The sequence below is a fragment of the Pseudooceanicola sp. LIPI14-2-Ac024 genome (assembly GCF_042188925.1).
Taxonomy (GTDB): domain Bacteria; phylum Pseudomonadota; class Alphaproteobacteria; order Rhodobacterales; family Rhodobacteraceae; genus Pseudooceanicola.
The window spans coordinates 753,542-774,331 of record NZ_CP170102.1; the positions used below are offsets into that span (position 1 = coordinate 753,542).

General features: G+C 67.6%; 19 protein-coding genes and 1 tRNA gene. 13 read left to right on the forward strand and 7 right to left on the reverse strand.

Annotated features, from left to right (window positions below):
* Positions 1 to 15: 15 nt before the first annotated feature.
* The 4 genes from ACE2AC_RS03695 (at position 16) to ACE2AC_RS03710 (ending at position 3,165) form a co-directional block, all read left to right on the forward strand.
* Entirely contained in the window at positions 16 to 2,058 is a 2,043-nt protein-coding gene (locus ACE2AC_RS03695; protein ID WP_375690775.1) for an ASKHA domain-containing protein, read from the forward strand.
* Between the two features lie 117 nt (positions 2,059 to 2,175).
* On the forward strand, positions 2,176 to 2,619 hold the full coding sequence (locus tag ACE2AC_RS03700) for a DUF6325 family protein (RefSeq protein ID WP_375690776.1): 444 nt from the start codon (positions 2,176 to 2,178) through the stop codon (positions 2,617 to 2,619).
* Positions 2,620 to 2,658: 39 nt separating this feature from the next.
* Positions 2,659 to 2,976, forward strand: a complete 318-nt coding sequence (locus tag ACE2AC_RS03705) for an SHOCT domain-containing protein (RefSeq protein WP_375690777.1) — start codon at positions 2,659 to 2,661, stop codon at positions 2,974 to 2,976.
* Between the two features lie 115 nt (positions 2,977 to 3,091).
* Positions 3,092 to 3,165: transfer RNA gene (locus ACE2AC_RS03710), tRNA-Gly, on the forward strand.
* Positions 3,166 to 3,178: 13 nt separating this feature from the next.
* Here ACE2AC_RS03710 and modA read toward each other — a convergent pair.
* Complete coding sequence (gene modA / locus ACE2AC_RS03715; protein ID WP_375690778.1) at positions 3,179 to 3,937, reverse strand: molybdate ABC transporter substrate-binding protein; 759 nt, start codon at positions 3,935 to 3,937, stop codon at positions 3,179 to 3,181.
* A 68-nt stretch (positions 3,938 to 4,005) separates the two neighbouring features.
* Complete coding sequence (locus ACE2AC_RS03720; protein WP_375690779.1) at positions 4,006 to 5,427, reverse strand: MFS transporter; 1,422 nt, start codon at positions 5,425 to 5,427, stop codon at positions 4,006 to 4,008.
* Between the two features lie 202 nt (positions 5,428 to 5,629).
* On the opposite strand from ACE2AC_RS03720, the gene ACE2AC_RS03725 reads away from it, so the two are divergent.
* A complete protein-coding gene (locus tag ACE2AC_RS03725) occupies positions 5,630 to 6,706 on the forward strand; it encodes an AbrB family transcriptional regulator (RefSeq protein ID WP_375690780.1) in 1,077 nt (358 codons plus the stop codon).
* A 204-nt stretch (positions 6,707 to 6,910) separates the two neighbouring features.
* A complete protein-coding gene (locus ACE2AC_RS03730; protein ID WP_375690781.1) occupies positions 6,911 to 7,654 on the forward strand; it encodes a prephenate dehydrogenase/arogenate dehydrogenase family protein in 744 nt (247 codons plus the stop codon).
* Between the two features lie 66 nt (positions 7,655 to 7,720).
* On the opposite strand, the gene guaB is transcribed toward ACE2AC_RS03730, so the two are convergent.
* A complete protein-coding gene (gene guaB, locus ACE2AC_RS03735; RefSeq protein WP_375690782.1) occupies positions 7,721 to 9,169 on the reverse strand; it encodes an IMP dehydrogenase in 1,449 nt (482 codons plus the stop codon).
* A gap of 79 nt (positions 9,170 to 9,248) precedes the next feature.
* Positions 9,249 to 10,469: an MFS transporter gene (locus ACE2AC_RS03740; RefSeq protein ID WP_375690783.1), complete on the reverse strand. Its 1,221-nt coding sequence runs from the start codon at positions 10,467 to 10,469 to the stop codon at positions 9,249 to 9,251.
* Between the two features lie 98 nt (positions 10,470 to 10,567).
* On the opposite strand from ACE2AC_RS03740, the gene ACE2AC_RS03745 reads away from it, so the two are divergent.
* The 4 genes from ACE2AC_RS03745 (at position 10,568) to ACE2AC_RS03760 (ending at position 14,123) form a co-directional block, all read left to right on the forward strand.
* On the forward strand, positions 10,568 to 11,479 hold the full coding sequence (locus ACE2AC_RS03745) for a LysR family transcriptional regulator (RefSeq protein ID WP_375690784.1): 912 nt from the start codon (positions 10,568 to 10,570) through the stop codon (positions 11,477 to 11,479).
* A gap of 48 nt (positions 11,480 to 11,527) precedes the next feature.
* Positions 11,528 to 12,421 carry a PfkB family carbohydrate kinase gene (locus tag ACE2AC_RS03750; RefSeq protein WP_375690785.1) on the forward strand — a complete coding sequence of 298 codons (894 nt, stop codon included), beginning with the start codon at positions 11,528 to 11,530 and terminating at the stop codon, positions 12,419 to 12,421.
* The gene (locus ACE2AC_RS03755) at positions 12,418 to 13,347 is read left to right on the forward strand and encodes a pseudouridine-5'-phosphate glycosidase (protein ID WP_375690786.1); all 930 of its coding nucleotides are present in this window, start codon (positions 12,418 to 12,420) and stop codon (positions 13,345 to 13,347) included. Before ACE2AC_RS03750 ends, ACE2AC_RS03755 begins: the two co-directional genes overlap by 4 nt.
* An 83-nt stretch (positions 13,348 to 13,430) precedes the next feature.
* Positions 13,431 to 14,123, forward strand: coding sequence for a DUF502 domain-containing protein (locus ACE2AC_RS03760; protein ID WP_375690787.1), 693 nt, complete (start codon positions 13,431 to 13,433; stop codon positions 14,121 to 14,123).
* Here ACE2AC_RS03760 and ACE2AC_RS03765 read toward each other — a convergent pair whose 3' ends face one another.
* Both ACE2AC_RS03765 and ACE2AC_RS03770 read right to left on the reverse strand, forming a co-directional pair.
* Positions 14,124 to 15,155, reverse strand: coding sequence for a patatin-like phospholipase family protein (locus ACE2AC_RS03765; protein ID WP_375690788.1), 1,032 nt, complete (start codon positions 15,153 to 15,155; stop codon positions 14,124 to 14,126).
* Positions 15,156 to 15,229: 74 nt separating this feature from the next.
* Entirely contained in the window at positions 15,230 to 16,003 is a 774-nt protein-coding gene (locus tag ACE2AC_RS03770) for a 3-hydroxybutyrate dehydrogenase (protein ID WP_375690789.1), read from the reverse strand.
* 304 nt (positions 16,004 to 16,307) lie between these two features.
* Between ACE2AC_RS03770 and ACE2AC_RS03775 the strand changes: the two genes are divergently transcribed.
* Positions 16,308 to 18,122: an extracellular solute-binding protein gene (locus ACE2AC_RS03775; protein ID WP_375690790.1), complete on the forward strand. Its 1,815-nt coding sequence runs from the start codon at positions 16,308 to 16,310 to the stop codon at positions 18,120 to 18,122.
* Positions 18,123 to 18,199: 77 nt separating this feature from the next.
* Complete coding sequence (locus ACE2AC_RS03780) at positions 18,200 to 18,544, forward strand: hypothetical protein (RefSeq protein ID WP_375690791.1); 345 nt, start codon at positions 18,200 to 18,202, stop codon at positions 18,542 to 18,544.
* Here the strand turns inward: ACE2AC_RS03780 and ACE2AC_RS03785 are convergent.
* Positions 18,541 to 19,164: a helix-turn-helix domain-containing protein gene (locus tag ACE2AC_RS03785; protein ID WP_375690792.1), complete on the reverse strand. Its 624-nt coding sequence runs from the start codon at positions 19,162 to 19,164 to the stop codon at positions 18,541 to 18,543. The two genes, ACE2AC_RS03780 and ACE2AC_RS03785, sit on opposite strands and share 4 nt — an antisense overlap.
* A 65-nt stretch (positions 19,165 to 19,229) precedes the next feature.
* On the opposite strand from ACE2AC_RS03785, the gene ACE2AC_RS03790 reads away from it, so the two are divergent.
* Entirely contained in the window at positions 19,230 to 20,765 is a 1,536-nt protein-coding gene (locus tag ACE2AC_RS03790; RefSeq protein ID WP_375690793.1) for a class I adenylate-forming enzyme family protein, read from the forward strand.
* The last annotated feature ends 25 nt before the right edge of the window (positions 20,766 to 20,790 follow it).

Consider the following 20,790-nt stretch of genomic DNA (forward strand, 5'->3'; position numbering starts at 1 on the left):
GGCGGAACGTCGGACATGGCCCAGGATCCTCTCGTCATCTTCACCCCCTCGGGCAAGCGCGGTCGCGTGACGCCCGGCACCCGCGTCCTCGACGCCGCGCGCCAGTTGGGCGTCGACCTCGACTCGGTCTGCGGCGGGCGTGGCATCTGTTCCAAATGCCAGGTCGCCCCGGCCTTCGGCGACTTTCCCAAGCACGGCGTCACCGCCCGCCCCGAGGCGCTGAGCGACTGGAACGCGGTCGAGGAACGCTATGACCGGGTGCGAGGGCTGAAGTCCGGGCGACGCCTCGGATGCCAGGCGCAGATCCTCGGCGACATGGTAATCGACGTGCCCGCCGAAAGCCAGGTCCACCGCCAGGTCGTCCGTAAGGACGCCGCCGTGCGCGACATCACGATGGATGCGGCGACGCGGCTCTACTATGTCGAGGTGGCAGAACCCGACATGCACGAACCGTCGGGCGATTTCGAGCGGCTGGCCCGCGCGCTCGAGGCGCAGTGGAACATTCCCGCCGTCACCGCCGCCCCGAGCCTGCTGATGAAGCTGCAGAAGGTGCTCCGCAAGGGCGACTGGAAGGTCACCGTCGCAGTCTTTGCAGATCATCACGAGGGCGCGGCTAAGATCCTCGAAATCTGGCCCGGCCTGCACGAAGATGGTCTTTACGGCCTGGCGATCGACCTCGGGTCGACCACCATCGCGGCACACCTGTGCGACCTCGGCACCGGCGAGGTGAAGGGATCGGCCGGCATCATGAACCCGCAGATCCGGTTCGGCGAGGACCTGATGAGCCGGGTATCCTACGCGATGATGAACCCGGGCGGCGAGGTCGAGATGACGGCCGCCGTCCGCACGGCCCTCAACACCCTCTTTGCCGAGATCGCCCGCGACGCCGGGATCGACCCCGCGCTGATCGTCGAGACGGTGGTGGTCTGCAACCCGGTGATGCACCACCTGCTGCTGGGCTTCGACCCGGTGGAACTGGGCCAGGCGCCCTTTGCGCTCGCCACCTCTTCGGCGCTTGCGCTCGATGCCGCCATGCTTGAGCTCACCGCGATCAACCCGCGCGCGCAGACCTACCTGCTGCCGTGCATCGCAGGCCATGTCGGCGCCGACGCCGCCGCCGTGGCGCTGGCCGAGGAGCCGGACAAGTCCGAGGACCTCGTGCTGATCGTCGACGTCGGGACCAACGCCGAGCTGCTGCTGGGCGACAGGACGCGGGTGCTCGCCTGCTCCTCGCCCACCGGGCCGGCGTTCGAGGGGGCCCAGATCTCCTCGGGCCAGCGTGCCGCGCCAGGCGCCATCGAACGGATCGAGATCGACCCCGCGACCAAGGAGCCGCGATTCCGCGTCATCGGCTGCGATCTCTGGTCGGATGATCCGGGCTTTGCCGCCGCCACCGCGCAGACCGGCATCACTGGCATCTGCGGTTCGGGCATCATCGAGGCGGTGGCCGAGATGCGGATGGCGGGGCTCCTCGACCCCTCCGGGCTCATCGGATCGGCCGAGCAGACCGGCACACCGCGATGCGAGCCCGACGGACGCACGCATGCCTACCTGATCCACGACGCCAGCGCCGAGGGTGGCGCGCGGATCACCGTGACCCAGGGCGACATCCGGGCGATCCAGCTGGCGAAGTCGGCGCTCTATGCCGGGGCGCGGCTGCTGATGGACGAACGCGGGGTCGACCGGGTGGCCCGCGTGGTGCTGGCCGGGGCCTTCGGCGCGCATATCTCTCCGAAACACGCGATGGTGCTGGGAATGATCCCCGACGTGCCGCTCGACCGGGTCAGCTCGGCCGGGAACGCCGCCGGGACCGGGGCGCGCATCGCGCTCTGCAACCGCGCCGCCCGCGCCCGGATCGAGGCCGAGGTCCGCCGGATCACCAAGGTCGAGACCGCCATTGCCCCGCGTTTCCAGGAGCATTTCGTCGCCGCCAATGCGATCCCGCACGCCGTCGATCCCTTCCCCGAGCTGCGCGCCGTAGTGACCCTGCCCGAAGTCAGCTTCAACACCGGTGGCGACGGCGACCGCGGCGGCCGGAGACGGCGCCGCCGGGCCTAAGCCGTCCTCCGCCCGTCACGCCGAGAATCTTCACCGCCCCCCTTTCGGAAGGGTTGTGCGTCGTTGCGGTATTTCGCATGGTTAACCCAAGGTAATTTGTCTTGAGGAGTTGAAGCCATGACCGACCGCAAGGGACCGGTGGAACTAGTAATGATCGAATTCCCGGGAAACCAGTTCAACGGGAATGTCGCCCCGACCTTTTTTGACATGGTCGACAAGGGTTTGATCCGGGTGATCGACCTTGTCGTGGCGTCCAAGGATGCCGACGGCACGATCTCGGTGCTCGAGATCGAGGACCTCGATGACGAGCTGTCCGAGGCGCTCCAGAAACTGACCGAGGAAGAGGACGGCCTGCTGAGCGAAGAGGACCTTCTGGAGCTTGCCGCCGAGCTGCCCGAGAACTGGACCGCGCTGATGATCCTGTTCGAGAACACCTGGGTCGGCGAGTTCGCCGAGGCGGTGCGCGAATCCGGCGGCCGCGTGGTCCTGGACGAACGCATCCCGCGTCCGCTGGTGGAAGAAGCCCGCGCCGCGGTCATCGCGGCGGCGGAATCCGTCTGAAAATCTGACCCTAACGTATTGTAAACGGGAGACTACATCATGAGAAGACGTATGGGAGGCAGCCTGATCGGCAACGCTGCCCGCACCGCCGCCACCACCGCAGTCGTGGTCGGCACCGCGAACACCATGAACAACCGCGCCGCGCGCAAGCAGGCCGCCCGGGCCGACGCGGCCGCGCCGCAGCCGATGGCCGAACCGCAGTACGCCCCGCCGCCGCCGCAGGCGGCCCCGGCGGCTGCAGGCGGGCTCGACGATGCCAAGATGGATCAGCTGACCAAGCTCGCCCAGCTCAAGGACCAGGGGATCCTCAGCGAGGACGAGTTCCAGGCCCAGAAGATGAAGATCCTCAACAGCTGAGGGTGACGATCCCGGCGGGTGGCGCCACACGGCGCCGCCTGCCGCTTCCGCCGCGTCGGATGCATTTAGCCGATTGACGCGCCCGGCGGGCTTGGCTACCTCTCCTGCACCGCAGGCGGGTGTAGCTCAATGGTAGAGCAGCAGCTTCCCAAGCTGACGACGAGGGTTCGATTCCCTTCACCCGCTCCACGGTTTCCCGACATCACTCCTCGAGCACCTCGAAGCCCTTCGAGATGAAGATGGCTGCCGCCTCTTCGCCACCGAGGAACTGAAGGAAGGCCAGCGCGGCTTCGCCCGGGTCGGCCATGGCCGCGGCCGGATAGACGATCGGCGGGTGGCTGTCGGCGGGGAAACGGCCGACGACATGCACCTTGGGTTCGGCCATCGCGTCGGTGGCATAGACGATCCCGAGCGGCGCCTCGCCGGTGGCGACCAGCGCCAGCGCGGCACGGACGTTGTCGGCCTGTGCCACGCGGGGGACCAGCGCCTCCCAGACCCCCAGCGACTCGAGCGCGGCCTTGCCGTAGATGCCCGCGGGCACCGCCTCGACAAGGGCCATGGCCAGCTGGCCGTCGCCGAGCAGCGCGCCGATGTCGAAATCCCGGGTGATGTCCCGTTCGGGCACCTCGGGATCGTGCGCGACGAGGACCAGGCGGTTCCCCAGCAGGGGACGCCGGCTTTCGGGGGCGAGCTTGCCATTCGCTTCAAGCACGTCCATCCAGTCCGAATTGGCCGAGATGAAGACCTGCGCCGGTGCACCCTCGTTGATCTGGCGGGCAAGCGCCGAACTCCCGGCGAGCGAGACGACGACCTCGTGCCCGGTCTCGGCCTCGAAGGCGGGCGCGATATCGTCCATCGCGTCCTTGAGGCTGGCGGCGGCAAAGACCGTGACCCGGTCGGCATGGGCGGCCATCGGCAGAACCAGCGCGACGGCGGTGATCAGGGAACGCAGCAGGGACATGGCAACCTCCGAATGTGTCGGGGTTTATCACCGCTTATCCGGGGCCGGGCAAGCCAACTTGCCGTGGGTCAGACCGAACGCCGCGGCACCCGCGCCGCGATCACCGCGCCAAGCGCCGCGATGCCGGCCAGAACGAGGAAGGCATTGCGGAAGGCGGGCCATGCGACCTCCACATCTTGTCTGCTGCCGTCGAGAAGCTGGGCGAGCGGTTCCGCGCCGAACCCGGGCGTCAGCAGCAGAACGACCGGGATGATCGCCGTCCCCGTCGCGGCGCCGAGCGAGCGCGACAGCTGCGTGACCGAGGTGACGGCACCGAAATCCTGCGGCTCGCCCTCGGCCAGGACGATGATCTGCACCGTGGGCATCACCGTGCCCAGCCAGATCGTCGTGCAGGTGAACCAGATCGCATAGCCGGTCTGGTCCAGTTGCGGATGGATCAGCGCAAATCCCGCCAGCATCACCGCCAGCATGGTGAAGCCGATGCCGGGAAACAGCGTCGTCCATCCGGTCATGTTCACCATCTTGCCGGTGATCGAGGCCCCGACCGCCGTGGCCGCCACCATCGGCACCAGCGCCCGCCCGATCCCCGAGGCCGAGATGCCAAGCTGCACCCGCAGGAACACCGGGAGCAGCGCGAGGATCGCCAGGATCAGGCAGCCCTGCGCGACGGCCATCGCGTTGGACCGCCGGATCGAGGGGTTTTCGAACACCTGCCGCGGCAGCAGCGGGGTTTCGACGCGCCGTTCCCACCAGATCAGCAGGATCACCGCGGCGGCGCAGACCGTGGCCATCGGCAGCATCCCGGCGATCGGCGCCCCGTCGCCCCGGCGCAGCGTGTCGATCGCCATGACGAGGCTGGTGAAGGCGATCGCCAGGATCACCGCGCCCCCGATGTCGATCCCTTTCCGGCTGCTCGGGGCGTTGGTGAGCCTGAGGCGGCTGAGCAGCGCCAGCGCCACCAGCACGAGAAGCGGGTTGAGCAGGAAGATGCTGCGCCAGCCGAAATGATCGGTCAGAACGCCGCCGATCACCGGGCCCGCGGCGTTCGCGGTGACCGCCACCGTCGCGATGTAGGCCTGGTAGCGCCCGCGTTCGCGCGGACCGACCGCTTGCCCGACCAGCGCGCTGGCCAGCGCCATCAACCCGCCCGCGCCCAGGCCCTGCACCACCCGGCAGGCCGTGAGCATGGTCATCGAGACCGAGAGATGGCACAGGATCGAGCCGGCGGACGAGATCACCAGCCCGACCGCCATCAGCCGCTTGCGCCCGTACATGTCGCCCAACCGGCCATAGACCGGCGCGGCCACGGCGGCGGCGATCAGGTAGGCCGTCACCGGCCAGGTGATCTTGGCCACCTCGCCCAGTTCGGCGGCAACGAACGGCATCGCGGTGGTGATGACCGACTGGTCGACAAGGGCGATGAAGATCGGCAGCGCGATCGACGGGAAGACGGCGAAAAAGGCCCTGCGGCTGTCGGCTTGGGTGGGCAAGGCGGGCTCTCGCTTGGTCCTGATCGGTGGCCCGGACGACTATCCGCGCGCCCGGCGGGCAGTGTCGAGGCTGCGAAATTCGAATTCACAGACTTGCGTGGGCATGCGCTTGCATACCGACCGGCCCGGGGGCATAGGTCAGCACGACAGACACACCCAGCCCGGAAAGGCGGTGCCGACGTGCGCCGTATCGGACGCCGACGTGCTCAGCCTGAAGACCAAGATCATCTACACCGCCTTCTTCGTCCTGATCGGGACCATCGGCGGCCTCGTCGCCAAGGTCGTGGGCCTGCCCCTCCCGTTCATGCTGGGCGCGCTGATCGCGACAAGCCTGGTGACGATCTTCGTTCCCCGCGCGATCCCCGAGGGCTACCAGACCCCCAGCGATTTCCGCGCCATGTTCATCGGCCTTATCGGCCTGTCGATCGGCGCCAAGGTGGACTGGGTCGTGCTGGCCGAGCTGCGGCATGCCTGGGCGAGCTTCCTGGCGCTCACTGTCTTTGTCCCGCTGGTGCTGGCCGGGAACTACATCATCTTCCGCAAGCTCGGCCGCTACGATCCGGCGACCTCGTATTTCTGCAGCACGCCAGGCGGGCTGATCGAGGCGATGCTGATGGGCGAAGAGGAAGGCGCGGTCGAGCACCTGGTCACCCTGCAGCAGTTCCTGCGGATCATCTTTGTCGTCACCATGCTGCCCGTGGGCCTGTCGCTCTGGTACGGGCACCCGGTCGGAAGCGCGGGCGGGATGTCCCTGTCGCGGGCAGACGCCGGGTTCGAACACCTGCCCGAGGTGGCATTGCTGGTCGTCGCGGGCTTCCTTCTGGGCAAGTACGCGCCGCTGCCCGCAGGCCAGCTGGTCGGGCCGCTCCTGGTCGGGGCGGCGGCGACGCTCTCGGGCCTCTTCGTGATCGAGATGCCGGGCTGGATGCTCTCGGCCGCGCAGGTGGTCGTGGGCTCGTTCCTCGGCACCCGGTTCCACGGCATCCGCCTGCGTCTGATCGTGCGGGGCGCCTGGCTCGCCTTCCTGTCGGTGACGATGATGCTGGTCGTCGGCCTGGGCTTTGCCTGGGCGGCGCATGGCCCCACGGGTGAGGCGCTGGACGTCCTTCTGATCAGCTTCTCTCCCGGCGGCGTGACCGAGATGGCCCTGATCGCGCTGTCGCTGAACGCCAACCCCGCCTTCGTCTCGGCCCACCACATCTACCGGATCCTGCTGACGGTCGGCATGATGCGGCCCTTCTACAAGCGCTTCGTCAAGGCCCGGCCCGGCCCGGATTGATCCCCCCGGCCGGACGCGGGGTATTGACGGGGGCGCCGATCTCTGGTCAATCCCGCGCCATGACACGCTGCACGACCTTCACCGCGATGGCCTATTACCCGCTGCCCTAGGGAGCGGAGCAACTGTCATGTTCACCGCTGCCTTCACGCCAGCGGTCGAACCGGAGCCCCATGACCCCTGGCCCCCCTTTTTCGGACCAGGATCATGTTCACCAGCACTCCCACGATCACCATTGTCGGCTTTGGCGCGTTCGGGCAGCTCGCCGCCCGCTATCTGGCGCCGCATGCCCGGATCTCGGTGCTCGATCCCGCCCGCACGGCGCACGAGGCTGCAAGGGGCCTGGGCTTCGACGTGCTTGAGGGGCCCTCCGAGGTTCGCGCCGACATCGTCCTTCTCGCCGTGCCGGTGCCCGCGCTCGCGGGCTGTCTGCAACGGATGGCGCCGCACCTTGGGCCCGGGCAGATGGTTGTCGACGTCTGTTCGGTCAAGGAAGAGCCCGCGCGCCTGATGCGCACCCTCCTGCCCGAGAGCGTCGACATCCTGGCGACGCACCCGATGTTCGGCCCGCAGAGTGCACGCGATGACCTCTCCGGGCGGCAGGTGGTCCTCTGCCCGGTCAGGAGCCACCGCTGGCGGCGCGTGGCCGCGTTCCTGAAATGCCGCCTCGGCCTCGACATCGTCGTGACAACGCCCGAGGATCATGACCGCCAGGCGGCGATGACGCAGGGGCTGACCCACCTTCTGGCCCGCGCCCTTGCCTCGCTGGGTGATCAGCCGCGGATCCGGACGCAGAGCTACAGCCTGATGGCCGAGGCGCTGGCCATGGTCGCGGGCGACGCGCCCGAGGTGTTCGAGGCCGTGACACGCGGCAACCGGCATGTCGAGCCGCTCGCCCGTGCGCTGACGCTCAGCCTGTCGGAACTGGGCGGCGCGGCCCCCGGCAAGTGACGCGACATGAAAAGGCCGACCGCACCACAGGGTGCGATCGGCCGGAACCCAGACGGGGTGGATAGATCAGCCGATCCGGTAGTTCGGCAACTCCCGCGTGATCTGCACGTCGTGCACGTGGCTCTCGCTCAGGCCCGCGTTGGTGATCCGCACGAATTCGCAGTTCGACCGCATCTGGTCGATCGTGGCGCAGCCGGTGTAGCCCATGGCCGCACGCAGGCCGCCGACGAGCTGGTGGATCACCGCGTTGGCCGAGCCCTTGTAGGGCACCTGCCCCTCGATCCCTTCCGGCACCAGCTTGTCGCTGGCCGCGTCCTTCTGGAAGTAGCGGTCGGCCGAGCCGCGCGCCATCGCGCCGAGCGAGCCCATGCCGCGATACGACTTGAACGACCGACCCTGGTAAAGGATCACCTCGCCCGGGCTCTCGTCGGTGCCCGCGATCATCGAGCCGACCATGGCGACCGATGCACCCGCCGCGATCGCCTTGGCGAAGTCGCCCGAGAACTTGATGCCGCCATCCGCGATCACCGGAACGTCGCCTGCGGCGCGGGCGCAATCCATGATCGCGGTCAGCTGCGGCACGCCGACACCGGCGACCATCCGCGTCGTGCAGATCGACCCCGGCCCGATGCCGACCTTGACCGCATCCGCCCCGGCCCCGATCAGAGCGCGGGTGGCCTCGGCCGTGGCGACGTTGCCCGCGATGACCTGCACCTCGTTCGACAGGGTCTTGGCCCGCTCGACCGCCCGCGCCACGCCCTCGGAATGGCCGTGTGCCGTGTCGATGACGATCATGTCGACGCCCGCGTCGACCAGCGCCGCGCTGCGTTCATAGCCGGCATCGCCAACGGTGGTCGCGGCGGCGACCCGCAGGCGGCCCAGGTTGTCCTTGCAGGCGGTCGGGTTGAGGACGGCCTGCTCGGTGTCCTTCAGCGTCAGAAGGCCGGTGAGCCGCCCGTCCTTGTCGGTGACCAGCAGTTTCTCGATCCGGCGCGCCTTCATCAGCGAAATCGCCTCGTCCCGGTCGGCGGGTTCGTTCAGGACCGCCAGGTCCTTGGAGGTCATCATCGCGTGGACCGGGGTGCGGTCGTCGCTGGCGAACCGCATGTCGCGGTTGGTGACGATCCCGACGACCCGGCCCCGTTCGTCGACCACCGGGAACCCGGTCACCTTGAACTGTTCGCGCAGGGCGTTGGCATCAGCCAGCGTCTGGTCAGGGCGCAGGGTGACCGGCTTGTAGACGATCCCGCTCTCGAACCGCTTGACGCGGCGGACCTCGTCGGCCTGGGCCTGGATGTCGAGGTTGCGGTGGATGACGCCCATGCCGCCCGCCTGGGCCATGCAGATCGCCATCGCGCTTTCGGTCACGGTGTCCATGGCCGAGCTGAGCAACGGGATGTTGAGGGAAATCGACTTCGTCACGCGAGTCCTTGTGTCGGCCGTGCTCGGCAGCACAGAGGATGCCGCAGGCACCAGAAGGACGTCGTCGAATGTGAGGGCCTCACGAATCTCCATTGCACATCTCCATGGATAGCTCGTTTGGCGCTTCCCTATTGCATGGATGGTCGGGAGTGGAAAGGCGAAAATCCGCCCCCTAGACCGGGGCCCTGCGCTGTGACGCACGCACGCTCGACACCCCGGCCGCCACCGCCGCCAGCGCGGGCAGAACCGCGACCGCGAGCAGCCCGCCGCTCAGCCCGAAGGCATGGACCAGCGGGCCCGACACCAGGGGCGAGATGAACTGCCCGCCGAAGATGGCGGTGGTCAGCAGCCCCGACGCCCGACCGCGCATCGGCGCGGGCACCAGCACGAAGAACAGAGCGATGAAGTTCGGGAACATCACGCCGAGCGGCGCGCCGGCGATGGCCACGCCCAGCACCGTCATCGGGATGTTCGGTGCCAGCGCCACCACAGCGATGCCCACCGACATCAGTGCAAAACCGACCGCAACCACCGCATGGGCGGACACGTAGCGCCGGATCCGGCCGTAGCTCAGCGCGCCGGGGATCGACACCAGCGTGGCCGTCGAGAGGATCAGGCCCGTCGCCATCGGTCCGGCGATGCCGCGTTCGTCCAGCAGGAACGGCAGCCGCGTCGGCAGGGCGTAGAAGGTGATCATCAAGATCATCGCAAAGGGGCCGACGAAGAAGAAGGCGCTCCAGGGGAACTTCTCGTCCGGCACGCTGCCGTCTGCGGCCCGCGGCGTGGCCTCGACCTTGCCCTGCACCCGGCCCAGCATGATCCAGCCAAAGATCATCAGCGGGATCGAGACGCTATAGATCGCGAAAGGCAGCCGCCAGTAGACGCTGGCCAGGAACCCGCCCGCCGTCATGAAGATGATGCCGCCGAAGTTCATCGCCGCCACCTGGTAGCCCGCGAACCTGTCCCGCGCCGCACCGTGCCAGAGCGTGCCGACATAGGCCTGCGCCATGGTCATCGTGCCCGACACCCCGAGGCCGAGCGCCACGCGCCCCGCCAGCATCGAACCCATGCTGTCCGCAATCAGCCCCGAGGCCCCGCCAAGCGCGTAGAGCGCCATCGACAGCATCACCAGCGGCCGCTTGTCGTAACGGTCGGCCATCACGCCGAACAGCCCCGCCGTCAGCACGACGAAGAGCGAGGGCAGCGTCACGACGAGGCCCGCCAGAGTTTCGATCCCCGGGGTGTCGGCGAAATAGTCGCGCAGACCGGGAAGCGCCGGGGCGATGGTGGCGTTCGCCATGACGGTCAGGGACGAGATGCCGAGAATGGCGAGCGTCACGCCCAATGGCGGCGAATCCGGCACCGGTTGCGCCGGCGTGGCAGTATCTGACATGAAATATCCCGGAGGTTTGAAACACGTGTTGCAGGGACAGATGCACCCGGACAAGAGTATGTGCAATTGACGCGGATGTGACATCAGATGGCATGATCATGGACAATGACCTGGACCTCACCGCCCTCAGGGTTTTCCACTCGGTGGTGCGCTCCGGCAGCTTCTCGGCCGCCGCCCGCGATCTTGGCGCGCCGCGGTCGACGGTGGCCAAGCGGGTCACCGACCTCGAGGCCTCGCTGGGGGTGCGGCTGGTGGAACGCACGACACGGTCGATGCGGGTCACGACCGAGGGCGAGGTGCTGGCCAGCCGCGCCGAACGCCTGCTGGCCGATGCCGCCGACCTGCGCCGCCGCCTGACCGATGCGGGCCAGGCGCCGCGCGGACACCTGCGGATCGGGGTGCCGGACCTCTTCGAACAGATCACCATGGGCCGCCTCGCCGCGCGGTTCCGCGCGCGATACCCCGAGATCACTGCCGAATTCGTCACCTCGCGGCAGCCCGGCGACCTGATCGAGGACGAACTGGACGCGATCATCATCTTTGGCCCGCTGCCGGAATCGAACCTGGTCGCGCGGCGGCTGGTCACCGGCTCGATGACCACCGTGGCCGCCCCGGACCTGCCCGGCCTCGACACCGTCCACCATCCCCGCGACCTGATGCGGATGCCGGTGATCGACGTGCCGCAGCACTGGATCCGCCAATGGGTGTTCCAGCGCGGCGAAGAGGAAGAGGTGCTGCGGATCACGCCCGTCCTCTCCTTCGGCTCCATGCTGACGGCCCGCGACGCGGCCCTCGAGGGCGGTGGCGTGGCCAAGATCCCCACCATCCTTGCCCGCCCCGAGATCGAGGCCGGCCACCTGGTCGAGGTGCTGCCCGACTGGCAGGGCCCGGCCAAGGACCTCTTCGTCGTCTTTCCCTCGGCGCGGTCGGTCACCACGCGGCTCCGCGCCTTCCTCGACGTGCTCAGCGGCGCGGTGCAGGACGCCGCGGCCGAGGGCCGCCCGGTCTGAGCGCCGGTTCCGCTTGCCACGGATCGCGGTGCGCGGCATGAGGGGCGGATGACCACCCGCCCGGATATCCTGTGCATCGGTGCCGTCCTCTGGGACATCATCGGCCGCTCTGCCAGCCACATGGAGCGTGGATCGGACGTGCCCGGTCGCATCACCCGCCTGCCCGGCGGTGTCGCGATGAACATCGCCATGGCGGCACAGCGTTTCGGACTGAACCCGATCCTGCTGACCGCCGTGGGGCGCGACCCCGAGGGTGAGGAGCTGATACGTTCCTGCGCCCGGATGGGAATGGGGATGGATCACGTCTATCGCTCGCCTGACCTGCCGACCGACCGCTACATGGCGGTCGAGGGCGGCAATGGCCTGATCGCCGCCATCGCCGACGCGCATTCGCTGGAAGCCGCCGGCGCGCGCATCCTGACGCCGCTGCGCGACGGAACGCTCGGCTCGGCCGAGGCACCATGGCGCGGCCGCGTCGCGCTGGACGGCAACCTGACCACCGACCTGCTGCGCGAGATCGCGAATGATCCGGCCTTTGCCGCCGCCGACCTGCGCATCGCCCCTGCCTCGCCCGGCAAGGCCGAGCGGCTGCACGTGTTCCTCGGCCACCCGAGCGCTGTGTTCTACGTGAACCTCGAAGAGGCCGGGCTGCTCTGCCAAAAACGCTTTGACGACAGCCGCACCGCGGCCGAGGCCCTGCTGAAACGTGGCGCCGCGCGGGCCGTGGTGACCGATGGCGGCGGCATGGCCACCGATGCCGGGGCCCATGGCACGATCTGTCGCCAGCCCCGCGCGGTGCTGGTGACGCGGGTGACCGGCGCGGGCGACACCTTCATGGCCGCGCACATGGCGGCCGAGGCCGAAGGCGCGCCCCCCGAGGCCGCGATGGAAACCGCGCTGACCGCCGCCGCCGACTACGTATCCGGAGACACCTCGCTATGACCGACTTCATCCAGACCGCCCCTGAGGTTGCGGAAGCCCGCGCCGCCGGACGCCCAATCGTCGCGCTGGAAAGCACGATCATCACCCACGGCATGCCCTGGCCGCAGAACCTGGAAACCGCGCAGAAGGTCGAACAGACGATCCGTGATGCCGGTGCCGTTCCCGCGACGATGGCAGTCATCGAAGGCACGCTGAACGTCGGCCTGACACCGGAACGGCTCGAAACGCTGGCCCGGGCCAGGGATGTCGCTAAGCTGTCGCGCGCCGACCTCGCCGCCTGCATGGCGACCGGTGGCACCGGAGCGACGACCGTCGCCTCGACCATGATCGCCGCGCACCTTGCCGGGATCGAGGTCTTTGCCACCGGCGGCATCGGCGGCGTGCATCGCGGGGCCGAGGAGAGCTTTGACATCTCTGCCGACCTGATGGAGCTGGCGCAGACCCCGGTGACGGTGGTGGCAGCCGGCGCCAAGGCGATCCTCGACCTGCCGAAGACGCTGGAAGTGCTGGAAACCAACGGCGTGCCGGTGATCGCCTATGGCCAGGCGGACTTCCCCGCCTTCTGGTCGCGCAGTTCGGGCCTCAAGGCGCCCCTGTCGATGACCACCGCGGCCGAGATCGCGGCGGCGCACAGGATGCGCGGCGCGCTTGGCCTGCCGGGTGGGCAACTGGTTGCCAACCCAGTGCCCGCCGCCGACGAGATCCCGCGCGAGGAGATCGGCCCGATCGTCGAGGCCGCGCTGGCCGAGGCGTCCGCGCAGGGCATCACCGGCAAGGACGTCACGCCCTACCTGCTGTCGCGGATCTTCGAGCTGACCGAAGGCCGGTCGCTGGTCACCAACATCGCGCTGGTGCTCAACAACGCCCGCCTGGCGGCGGCCATCGCGGCGGAACTTGCCGGAAAACCGACCAGCCGCGCAGGTTGACCCACGGAGCGTACCGGCGGAGCATTGCCGAACGCCTCGGGACTACCTAGATTTCACCGGACCCTTTCACGAGCCCGGACCAAATGAACGACCCGCTGCACGACCCCCTGCGCAAGCCGACCCTCTTGGCGCGCCTGCGCTCAAGCTTCTTGACCGGGATCGTCGTCATCCTGCCGATCAGCCTGACCATCTGGCTGATCTGGTCGCTGGCCGGCTGGGTCGACAGCGTCGTCCTGCCGCTGGTGCCGCACACCTTCCGACCGGAACAGTATATCGGCATCAACCTGCGCGGCGTCGGCGTCATCTTCTTCTTTTTCTTCACGATTTTCGTGGGCTGGATCGCCAAGGGGCTGATCGGGCGTTCTCTGTTGCGCGCCGGCGAAGGCGTGGTCGACCAGTTGCCGGTCGTCCGGTCTATCTACAACGGCGTCAAGCAGATCGCCGAGACGGTTTTTGCCCAGACCGAACGCAGTTTCGAGAAGGCCTGCCTGGTCCAGTACCCGCGCCGCGACATCTGGGCCATCGGCTTCATCTCGACCGAGGCGCGGGGCGAGATCAACGACCGCGCCCAGACCGGATCGCAACTGCTGAGCGTATTCGTGCCGACGACGCCCAACCCGACCTCGGGGTTCCTGCTATATTTCCCCGAGGAGGACGTGATCGAGCTGGATATGAGCATCGAGGACGCGGCCAAGCTGGTGATCTCGGCCGGGCTTGTCTATCCGAACCCCAAGGACCCGTCGAAACCCGGCGTGCCGGCGCAGGCCGCCCGCTGATCAGGCGAACATATCCGGCAGGCTGACCGAGGATTCCTTGCCGATGGCGGCCTTGTGCTGGTCGAGGAACCGGTCCGCCGCCGCGCGCCCTGCGGTCTTGAGCCGGTGCAGCAGGAACGGGTTCGGCACCAGCTTGGTCGCCACCGACAGCTCGTTCATCAGATCGTTGTCCGAGATCATGTGGATCTTGAGGTCCTTGATCGTGCCTTCGGGAATGTCGCGTTCGATCACCAGACGCTGCGCGAATTCGATCAGCCGCAGCTCGCGCAGCAGCGAGGTGTTGAAGCTGATCTCGTTGATCCGGTTCTGGATCGCCTGCGGGCTTTTCGGCACCTCGTCGCGCTGCATCGGGTTCAGGTTCACGACAATGATGTCGTCGGGCAGGCCCGGGCTGAACAGCGGGTAGAGCGCCGGGTTCCCGGTGTAGCCACCGTCCCAGTAGGCCTCCATCTCGCCCGTGACCGGGTTCTCGATCTCGACCGCGCGGAAGATCGACGGCAGGCAGGCCGAGGCGAGGATCGCGTCGGTGGTGATCTGATCGCCCGAGAAGATGTGGATCTTGCCCGTTCTCACGTTGGTCGCACAGACGAAGAGGTCGGGCCCCGGCTCGCCGCAGACCTTGTCGAAGTCGAACTCGTCCACGACCGGGCGCAGCGGGTTGGTCCAGAACGGCCCGTAGGCATAGGGCGAGGTCAGGCGCGACATGGTTTCGGCGAAGGTGTAGGGAAACGACATCTCCATCATCTTGGTGTAGTCGCCTGGCAGGTAGGTCGCGCCGATCATCCAGGCCGGCAGGCGCATGTCGTTCACCGCCCCCATCCGGCCCCAGAGGGTGTCGAGCGCCGCGCGCGCGCCCTCGCGTCCACCTGCCACCATGCCGGCCTTGAATGCGGCGCCGTTCAAGGCCCCCGCCGACGTGCCGGAGATGCCGGCAACCTCGATCTCTTCGTCGTCCAGAAGCCGGTCGAGCACCCCCCAGGTGAAGGCGCCGTGCGCGCCGCCGCCCTGCAGGGCCAGGTTAACCTTGAGCATGGGTCGCCTCCTTGAAATTCAGATTGGAAATCTGGGACGCGCCCGGCGGAAATGCGTGCCGGGCGCGCGGGGTGTCAGAGGGCGGTCCAGCCTCCGTCCACGCTGATCGTGGTGCCGGTGATCTGGTCCGCGGCCGGGGAACACAGGAACGCAGCCACGCCGCCGATCTGTTCGACGGTGGCGAACTGCTTGGAGGGCTGGCGTTCCAGGATCACGTCGCGCAGCGCATCCTCGCGGCTGAGGTTGTATTTCTTCATCGTGTCGGGGATCTGCGCCTCGACCAGCGGGGTGTGGACATAGCCCGGGCAGATCGCGTTTGCGGTGATCGCCTCCTCCGCCGTTTCGAGCGCCACGACCTTGGTCATGCCGACGACGCCGTGCTTGGCGGTCACGTAGGCCGACTTGTAGGGCGACGCCGTCAGCCCGTGGGCCGAGGCGATGTTGATTACCCTGCCCCAGCCCGCCGCCCGCATCAGCGGCAGGGCCGCCGCGGTGGTGTGGAAGGACGAGTTCATGTTGATCGCGATGATGGCGTCCCACTTGTCGACCGGGAATTCGTCGATGGCGGCGACATGCTGGATCCCCGCGTTGTTCACGAGGATGTCGCAGGCGCCCGCCGTCTCGATCAGCTTGCGGCAGTCGGCGCCTTTGGACATGTCGGCCTGGATGTACCGCGCCTCGACATCGAAGGCCTTGGAGATTTCTTCGGCGATTCCGTGGTCTTCCTTCGAATCGGTGAAGGAGTTGATCACCACGTTCGCGCCCTGCCCGGCCAGCGCCCGGGCGACGCCCAGTCCGATGCCCGAATTCGATCCGGTGACAATGGCGGTCTTGCCGCTGAGTGACATGAAGTTCTCCCTGACTATTGCCAACGATTGTTGGTGCTGCAGGTGCAAAATGCACGTTTACGGCGCGGCATTCCAGAGGGGGTTCACCTGCATGTGCAATGGGTTGCGCAAAACAAAAAAAACGCCGGCACAAGGCCGGCGTTCAGTTATTGAGGCAGGTTTCATACAGGCAAGAAACCTATCGAGCAGTGCCCCCTTTATAAGCGCAACCACGCCGCCGTCCAAGCGTAAAGTTTGCGGAGCCGTCATGACGGGGGTACATACCCGGGCAAGAAAACAAGGGCCGAGCGGAATTGTTGCGATTATGCGACCGTATTTTTTCTTTTGCAGATGGGCGGTTTGTGGCCTGTTCCTGACGTTCCTCGCCGCGATTCCGCTGCGAGCCAACTCGACGCATGGCATAGCTATGTACGGCGAGCCGGCGCTCCCACCGGATTTTGTGGCGCTGCCCTATGTCAACCCCGAAGCCCCCGGTGGGGGCCGTGTGGTGACCGGGAACACCGGCGGGTTCGACAGCGTGAACCCCTTCGTCCAGAAAGGCACAGCACCGTGGCAATTGGGATACCTGACCCACGAGTTGCTGATGTACCGCTCCCAGGACGAGCCCTTTACGCTTTACGGCCTCCTGGCCGAATCGGTGGAGGTGCCGGAGGACCGGTCATGGGTCGAATTCACCCTGCGCCCCGAGGCGACATTCTCGGACGGCAGCCCGGTCACCGTCGATGATGTGATCTGGTCGTTCGAGACGCTCGGCACCCAGGGCAATGCCCGCTACCTCGGGTTCTGGACCCGCGTGGACGGGATCGAGCAGACCGGCGAACGCACCGTGCGCCTGACCTTCAAGGACGCCGACCGCGAACTGGCGCTGCTGGCGGGGCTGCGGCCGATCCTGAAGAAGGCGCAGTATGCCGACAAGGACTTTGCCGAGGCGACGATCCAGGAAGCCCCGATCGGCAGCGCTCCCTACGTGATCGAAAGCTACGAGCCGTCGCGCAACGTGGTGCTGAAGCGGAACCCCGATTACTGGGGCAACGACCTGCCAATCCGGCAGGGGATCGCCAATTTCGACGAGATCCGGATCGAGTTCTACGGCGACGCCAACGTGATGTTCGAGGCGTTCAAGGCGGGCGAACTGTCCTACCTGCGCGAATTCAACGCCGAGAAATGGGCACGCGATTACGATTTCCCGGCCATGCAATCCGGCCGGATGGTCCAGACCGAGATCGAGGATGGCAAACCCTCGGGGATCACCGGCTTCGTCTTCAACACCCGCCGTCCGCCGTTCGACGATATCCGGGTGCGCGACGCGTTGCTGCATGCCTTCAACTTCGAATTCATCAACGAAACGATGACCGGCAACCGGATGCCGCGGATCAGCTCGTATTTCTCGGGCTCCGAGCTGGGCATGCTGCCCGGTCCCGCCGAGGGGCTTGAACGCGACCTGCTGCAACCCTTCCGGCGCGAGATCCCGGAAGAGGCGCTGGACGGCTACGCCCTGCCCGTGGGCGACGGCACCGCGCGCAACCGGACCAATATCCGCAAGGCGATGGAGCTTTTCGAAGAGGCCGGATTCAGCATCGAGAACGGCGTGATGATGACGCCCGAGGGGGTGCCGTTCACCTTCGACATCCTGCTCAAGCAGGGGCAGACCGAATACCAGTCGATCGCCGACCTCTACGTGAAGGCGCTCGAGCGGTTGGGGATCCGGGCCACGATCTCGGCCGTGGACAATGCCCAGTTCAACCTGCGCGAAGGCGATTTCGATTTCGACATGACCTTCCTGCGCCGGTCCTTCTCGCTCTCGCCCGGCAACGAACAGCGGCTCTACTGGGGATCCGAGGCCGCGGACCTCACCGGGTCGCGCAACCTGATGGGCGTCAAGAGCCCGGCCATCGACGCCACCATCGACGCGATGATCGCTGCCACAACGCAGGAAGAGTTCCTGGCCGCCACCCGCGCGCTCGACCGGTTGCTCACGGCCGGGCGCTACGTGATCCCGATCTACAGCTACGACGTCAGCCGGATCGCCCATGACGCGCGGCTCAGGCATCCGGATCACGTTCCGATCTACGGCGATTCGGTCTATTTTCTGCCCGAGGTCTGGTGGATGGAGGACTGACCTCCATTTTCCGCCCGGTCCCTGAACCGGAACGCGCGTGCCGCGTTGTCCTCACCGAAGCAAGGAAAGGACACGCCATGGACTGGAAGGTGATCAAGCGGGAATGGTCGGTGCTTGTGCCCTCGATCCTCGAAACCTGGCCCGAGGCCGACGAGGCAGAGCTGCTGGACCTCGACGGCACCCGCGCGGCGCTGGCCGCCTACCTGGCCGAGGTCACCGAGCGCTCGGTCGAGGACATCGAGGACGAGCTGAGCGAATGGCGCACCGGGGGCATCCCGGCGGACATCCGGATGGATGCGCTGAACGACAACGTAAACATCACCTCGAGCGGGCGCTACATCGGCGCGGGCGAAGATGTCTATGACGACGACAAGGCCTTCGGCGACGACAACGAGGCCGAACCGCCGGTCGGCCGCGGCTAGCCCAGCGAGGTGACCCAGAGGATCGTCGCATCCTCGGGCGAGACCGAGACCACGTTGTGCCCCATCGAGGCGTCATAATATGCGCTATCGCCGCGGCGCATCTCGATCGGTTCGTAGAACTCGGTGTAGAGGCGGATGATCCCCGTCAGGACATAGAGGAATTCCTCTCCGTCGTGGCGGACCCAGCCGTCGAACTCCTCCATCGACCGGGCCCGGATGCGGGCCCGGTAGGGCAGCATCTTCTTCCGGGTCAGGGTTTCGGCAAGAAGCTCGTGCTCGTAGGTCGCGGTCGCATGTTCCGCGCCCTTGCCGTCGGGTGTCACCGCCATCCGCCCCATCACCTGCGCCTTCTGCGGAGGGGTGAAAAGCTGCGGCACCGGGATGCCGAGCCCCGTCGCCAGCTTGCGCAGGGCGTCGTAGGTGGGCGACATCTGGCCATTCTCGATCTTGCTGAGCGTGGAGCGCGCCAGCCCGGCCTTGCGCGCCGCCTGCTCCAGCGTCCAGTCGCGTTCCTTGCGCAGCTCGCGCACCCGCTCGCCCAGGTCCAGCGGCTCGCCGGTCTCCACCCCGCCGGCTTCGCGGGAAATGCGGATCAGGGCGCGGGGATCGTTCGTGTCCATGCAGATGCTATAGGCAGAGCCTCTGGCGCTTGCAACGTCACGCGGCGCGGCATAGCAAAGATGCCATGCAGTCGCTTTTCGATCAGGGGCCGCCGCCGCCCTGCCCCGCGCCCTTCAACATGGCCGCCCACGTGCTGGCCCACGCCGACGATGCGCCGGACAAGATCGCGCTGGCGGTGGTCGGGCTGTCGGGTGCCGAGCGCTGGAGCTATGGCCGGCTCAAGGACGCCGTTCTGGGCACCGCGACCGGGCTGATCAACCTCGACCTCAAGCCCGGCGACATCGTCCTGATCCGTCTCGGAAACACTGTTGAATTCCCGATCGCCTACCTCGGCGCGATTGCCGCCGGGCTGGTGCCGGTCCCGACCTCGTCGCAGCTGACAGAGGGCGAGGTCGCCAAGATCGCCGCCGAGCTGAAGCCGCGCGCGGTGTTCCGCGGCGCAGGCATCGCCTGCCCGAAACTGCCCGGTGTCGCGATGATCGACGAGGCCGCTCTGAGCGCCATGCAGGCCCTGCCGCCGGCCAGCTACAACCGCGGCGATCCGGACCGGCTGGGCTACATCGTCTACACCTCGGGCACCTCGGGCAACGCCCGCGCCGTCATGCACGCGCACCGGGCGATCTGGGCGCGGCGGATGATGCACGATGGCTGGTACGGGCTGGGCCGCGAGGATCGCCTGATGCACGCGGGCGCGTTCAACTGGACCTACACGCTGGGGACCGGGCTGATGGATCCCTGGTCGGTCGGGGCCACCGCGCTGATCCCGGCGGCGGGCGTTGATCCCAAGGCGCTGCCGCTCCTGATGAAGCGGCACGAGGCGACGATTTTTGCCGCAGCGCCGGGTGTTTACCGCAAGATCCTTAACGATCACGACAGGATTGACCTGCCCAGGCTGCGGCACGGTCTGACCGCGGGCGAAAAGGTGTCGGACGCGATCCGCGACGACTGGCGCGCGGCGGCGGGGACCGAGCTCTACGAGGCTTTTGGCATGTCCGAATGTTCGACCTTCATCTCGGGCAGCCCGACCCATCCCGCAAAGCCCGGCACGCTCGGCGCGCCGCAGGCCGGGCGACGGGTGGCGCTGGTCGATGACACCGGCACCCCGGTCCCGATCGGCGAAAGCGGCGTGATCGCGGTGTCGACGCGCGACCCGGGCCTGATGCTCGGCTACCTCGGCGCCGAGGAGGAAACCCGGGCGCGGATGCGCGGCGAATGGTTCCTGACAGGCGATCTCGGCGTGATGGACGAGGATTTCCAGATCACCTACAGCGGCCGCGCCGACGACATGATGAACGCGGGCGGCTACCGGGTGTCCCCGCTCGAGGTCGAACAGGCGCTTGGCGGGATCCCCGGCGTGACCGAGATCGGCGTGACGGACGTCGAGGTGAAAGAGGACACCCGGCTGATCTGGGCGTTCTACACCGGCCCCGCGCCGCTGGACGAGGCCCAGCTCATCGCAGTCGCGGGCGAACGGCTGGCCCGCTACAAGCAGCCGCGCGGGTTCCTGCACGTGGCCGAGCTGCCGCGCAATCCCAACGGCAAGCTGAAACGCCGTGCCCTTTCGGCACTTTGGCAGGCCAGCCGGGCCGAGACACCTTGAGCCAGCGGCCGTCCGCGCGTAGGAG

Coding starts and splice junctions, on each gene's coding strand:
- ACE2AC_RS03755 (WP_375690786.1), top strand. CDS start 12,418: ATGACCGACTTCATCCAGACCGCCCCTGAGGTTGCGGAAGCCCGCGCC.
- ACE2AC_RS03760 (WP_375690787.1), top strand. CDS start 13,431: ATGAACGACCCGCTGCACGACCCCCTGCGCAAGCCGACCCTCTTGGCG.
- ACE2AC_RS03775 (WP_375690790.1), top strand. CDS start 16,308: ATGCGACCGTATTTTTTCTTTTGCAGATGGGCGGTTTGTGGCCTGTTC.
- ACE2AC_RS03700 (WP_375690776.1), top strand. CDS start 2,176: ATGACCGACCGCAAGGGACCGGTGGAACTAGTAATGATCGAATTCCCG.
- ACE2AC_RS03750 (WP_375690785.1), top strand. CDS start 11,528: ATGACCACCCGCCCGGATATCCTGTGCATCGGTGCCGTCCTCTGGGAC.
- modA (WP_375690778.1), bottom strand. CDS start 3,937: ATGTCCCTGCTGCGTTCCCTGATCACCGCCGTCGCGCTGGTTCTGCCG.
- ACE2AC_RS03770 (WP_375690789.1), bottom strand. CDS start 16,003: ATGTCACTCAGCGGCAAGACCGCCATTGTCACCGGATCGAATTCGGGC.
- ACE2AC_RS03765 (WP_375690788.1), bottom strand. CDS start 15,155: ATGCTCAAGGTTAACCTGGCCCTGCAGGGCGGCGGCGCGCACGGCGCC.
- ACE2AC_RS03790 (WP_375690793.1), top strand. CDS start 19,230: ATGCAGTCGCTTTTCGATCAGGGGCCGCCGCCGCCCTGCCCCGCGCCC.
- ACE2AC_RS03705 (WP_375690777.1), top strand. CDS start 2,659: ATGAGAAGACGTATGGGAGGCAGCCTGATCGGCAACGCTGCCCGCACC.
- ACE2AC_RS03780 (WP_375690791.1), top strand. CDS start 18,200: ATGGACTGGAAGGTGATCAAGCGGGAATGGTCGGTGCTTGTGCCCTCG.
- ACE2AC_RS03785 (WP_375690792.1), bottom strand. CDS start 19,164: ATGGACACGAACGATCCCCGCGCCCTGATCCGCATTTCCCGCGAAGCC.
- ACE2AC_RS03740 (WP_375690783.1), bottom strand. CDS start 10,469: ATGTCAGATACTGCCACGCCGGCGCAACCGGTGCCGGATTCGCCGCCA.
- ACE2AC_RS03745 (WP_375690784.1), top strand. CDS start 10,568: ATGGACAATGACCTGGACCTCACCGCCCTCAGGGTTTTCCACTCGGTG.
- guaB (WP_375690782.1), bottom strand. CDS start 9,169: ATGGAGATTCGTGAGGCCCTCACATTCGACGACGTCCTTCTGGTGCCT.
- ACE2AC_RS03730 (WP_375690781.1), top strand. CDS start 6,911: ATGTTCACCAGCACTCCCACGATCACCATTGTCGGCTTTGGCGCGTTC.
- ACE2AC_RS03695 (WP_375690775.1), top strand. CDS start 16: ATGGCCCAGGATCCTCTCGTCATCTTCACCCCCTCGGGCAAGCGCGGT.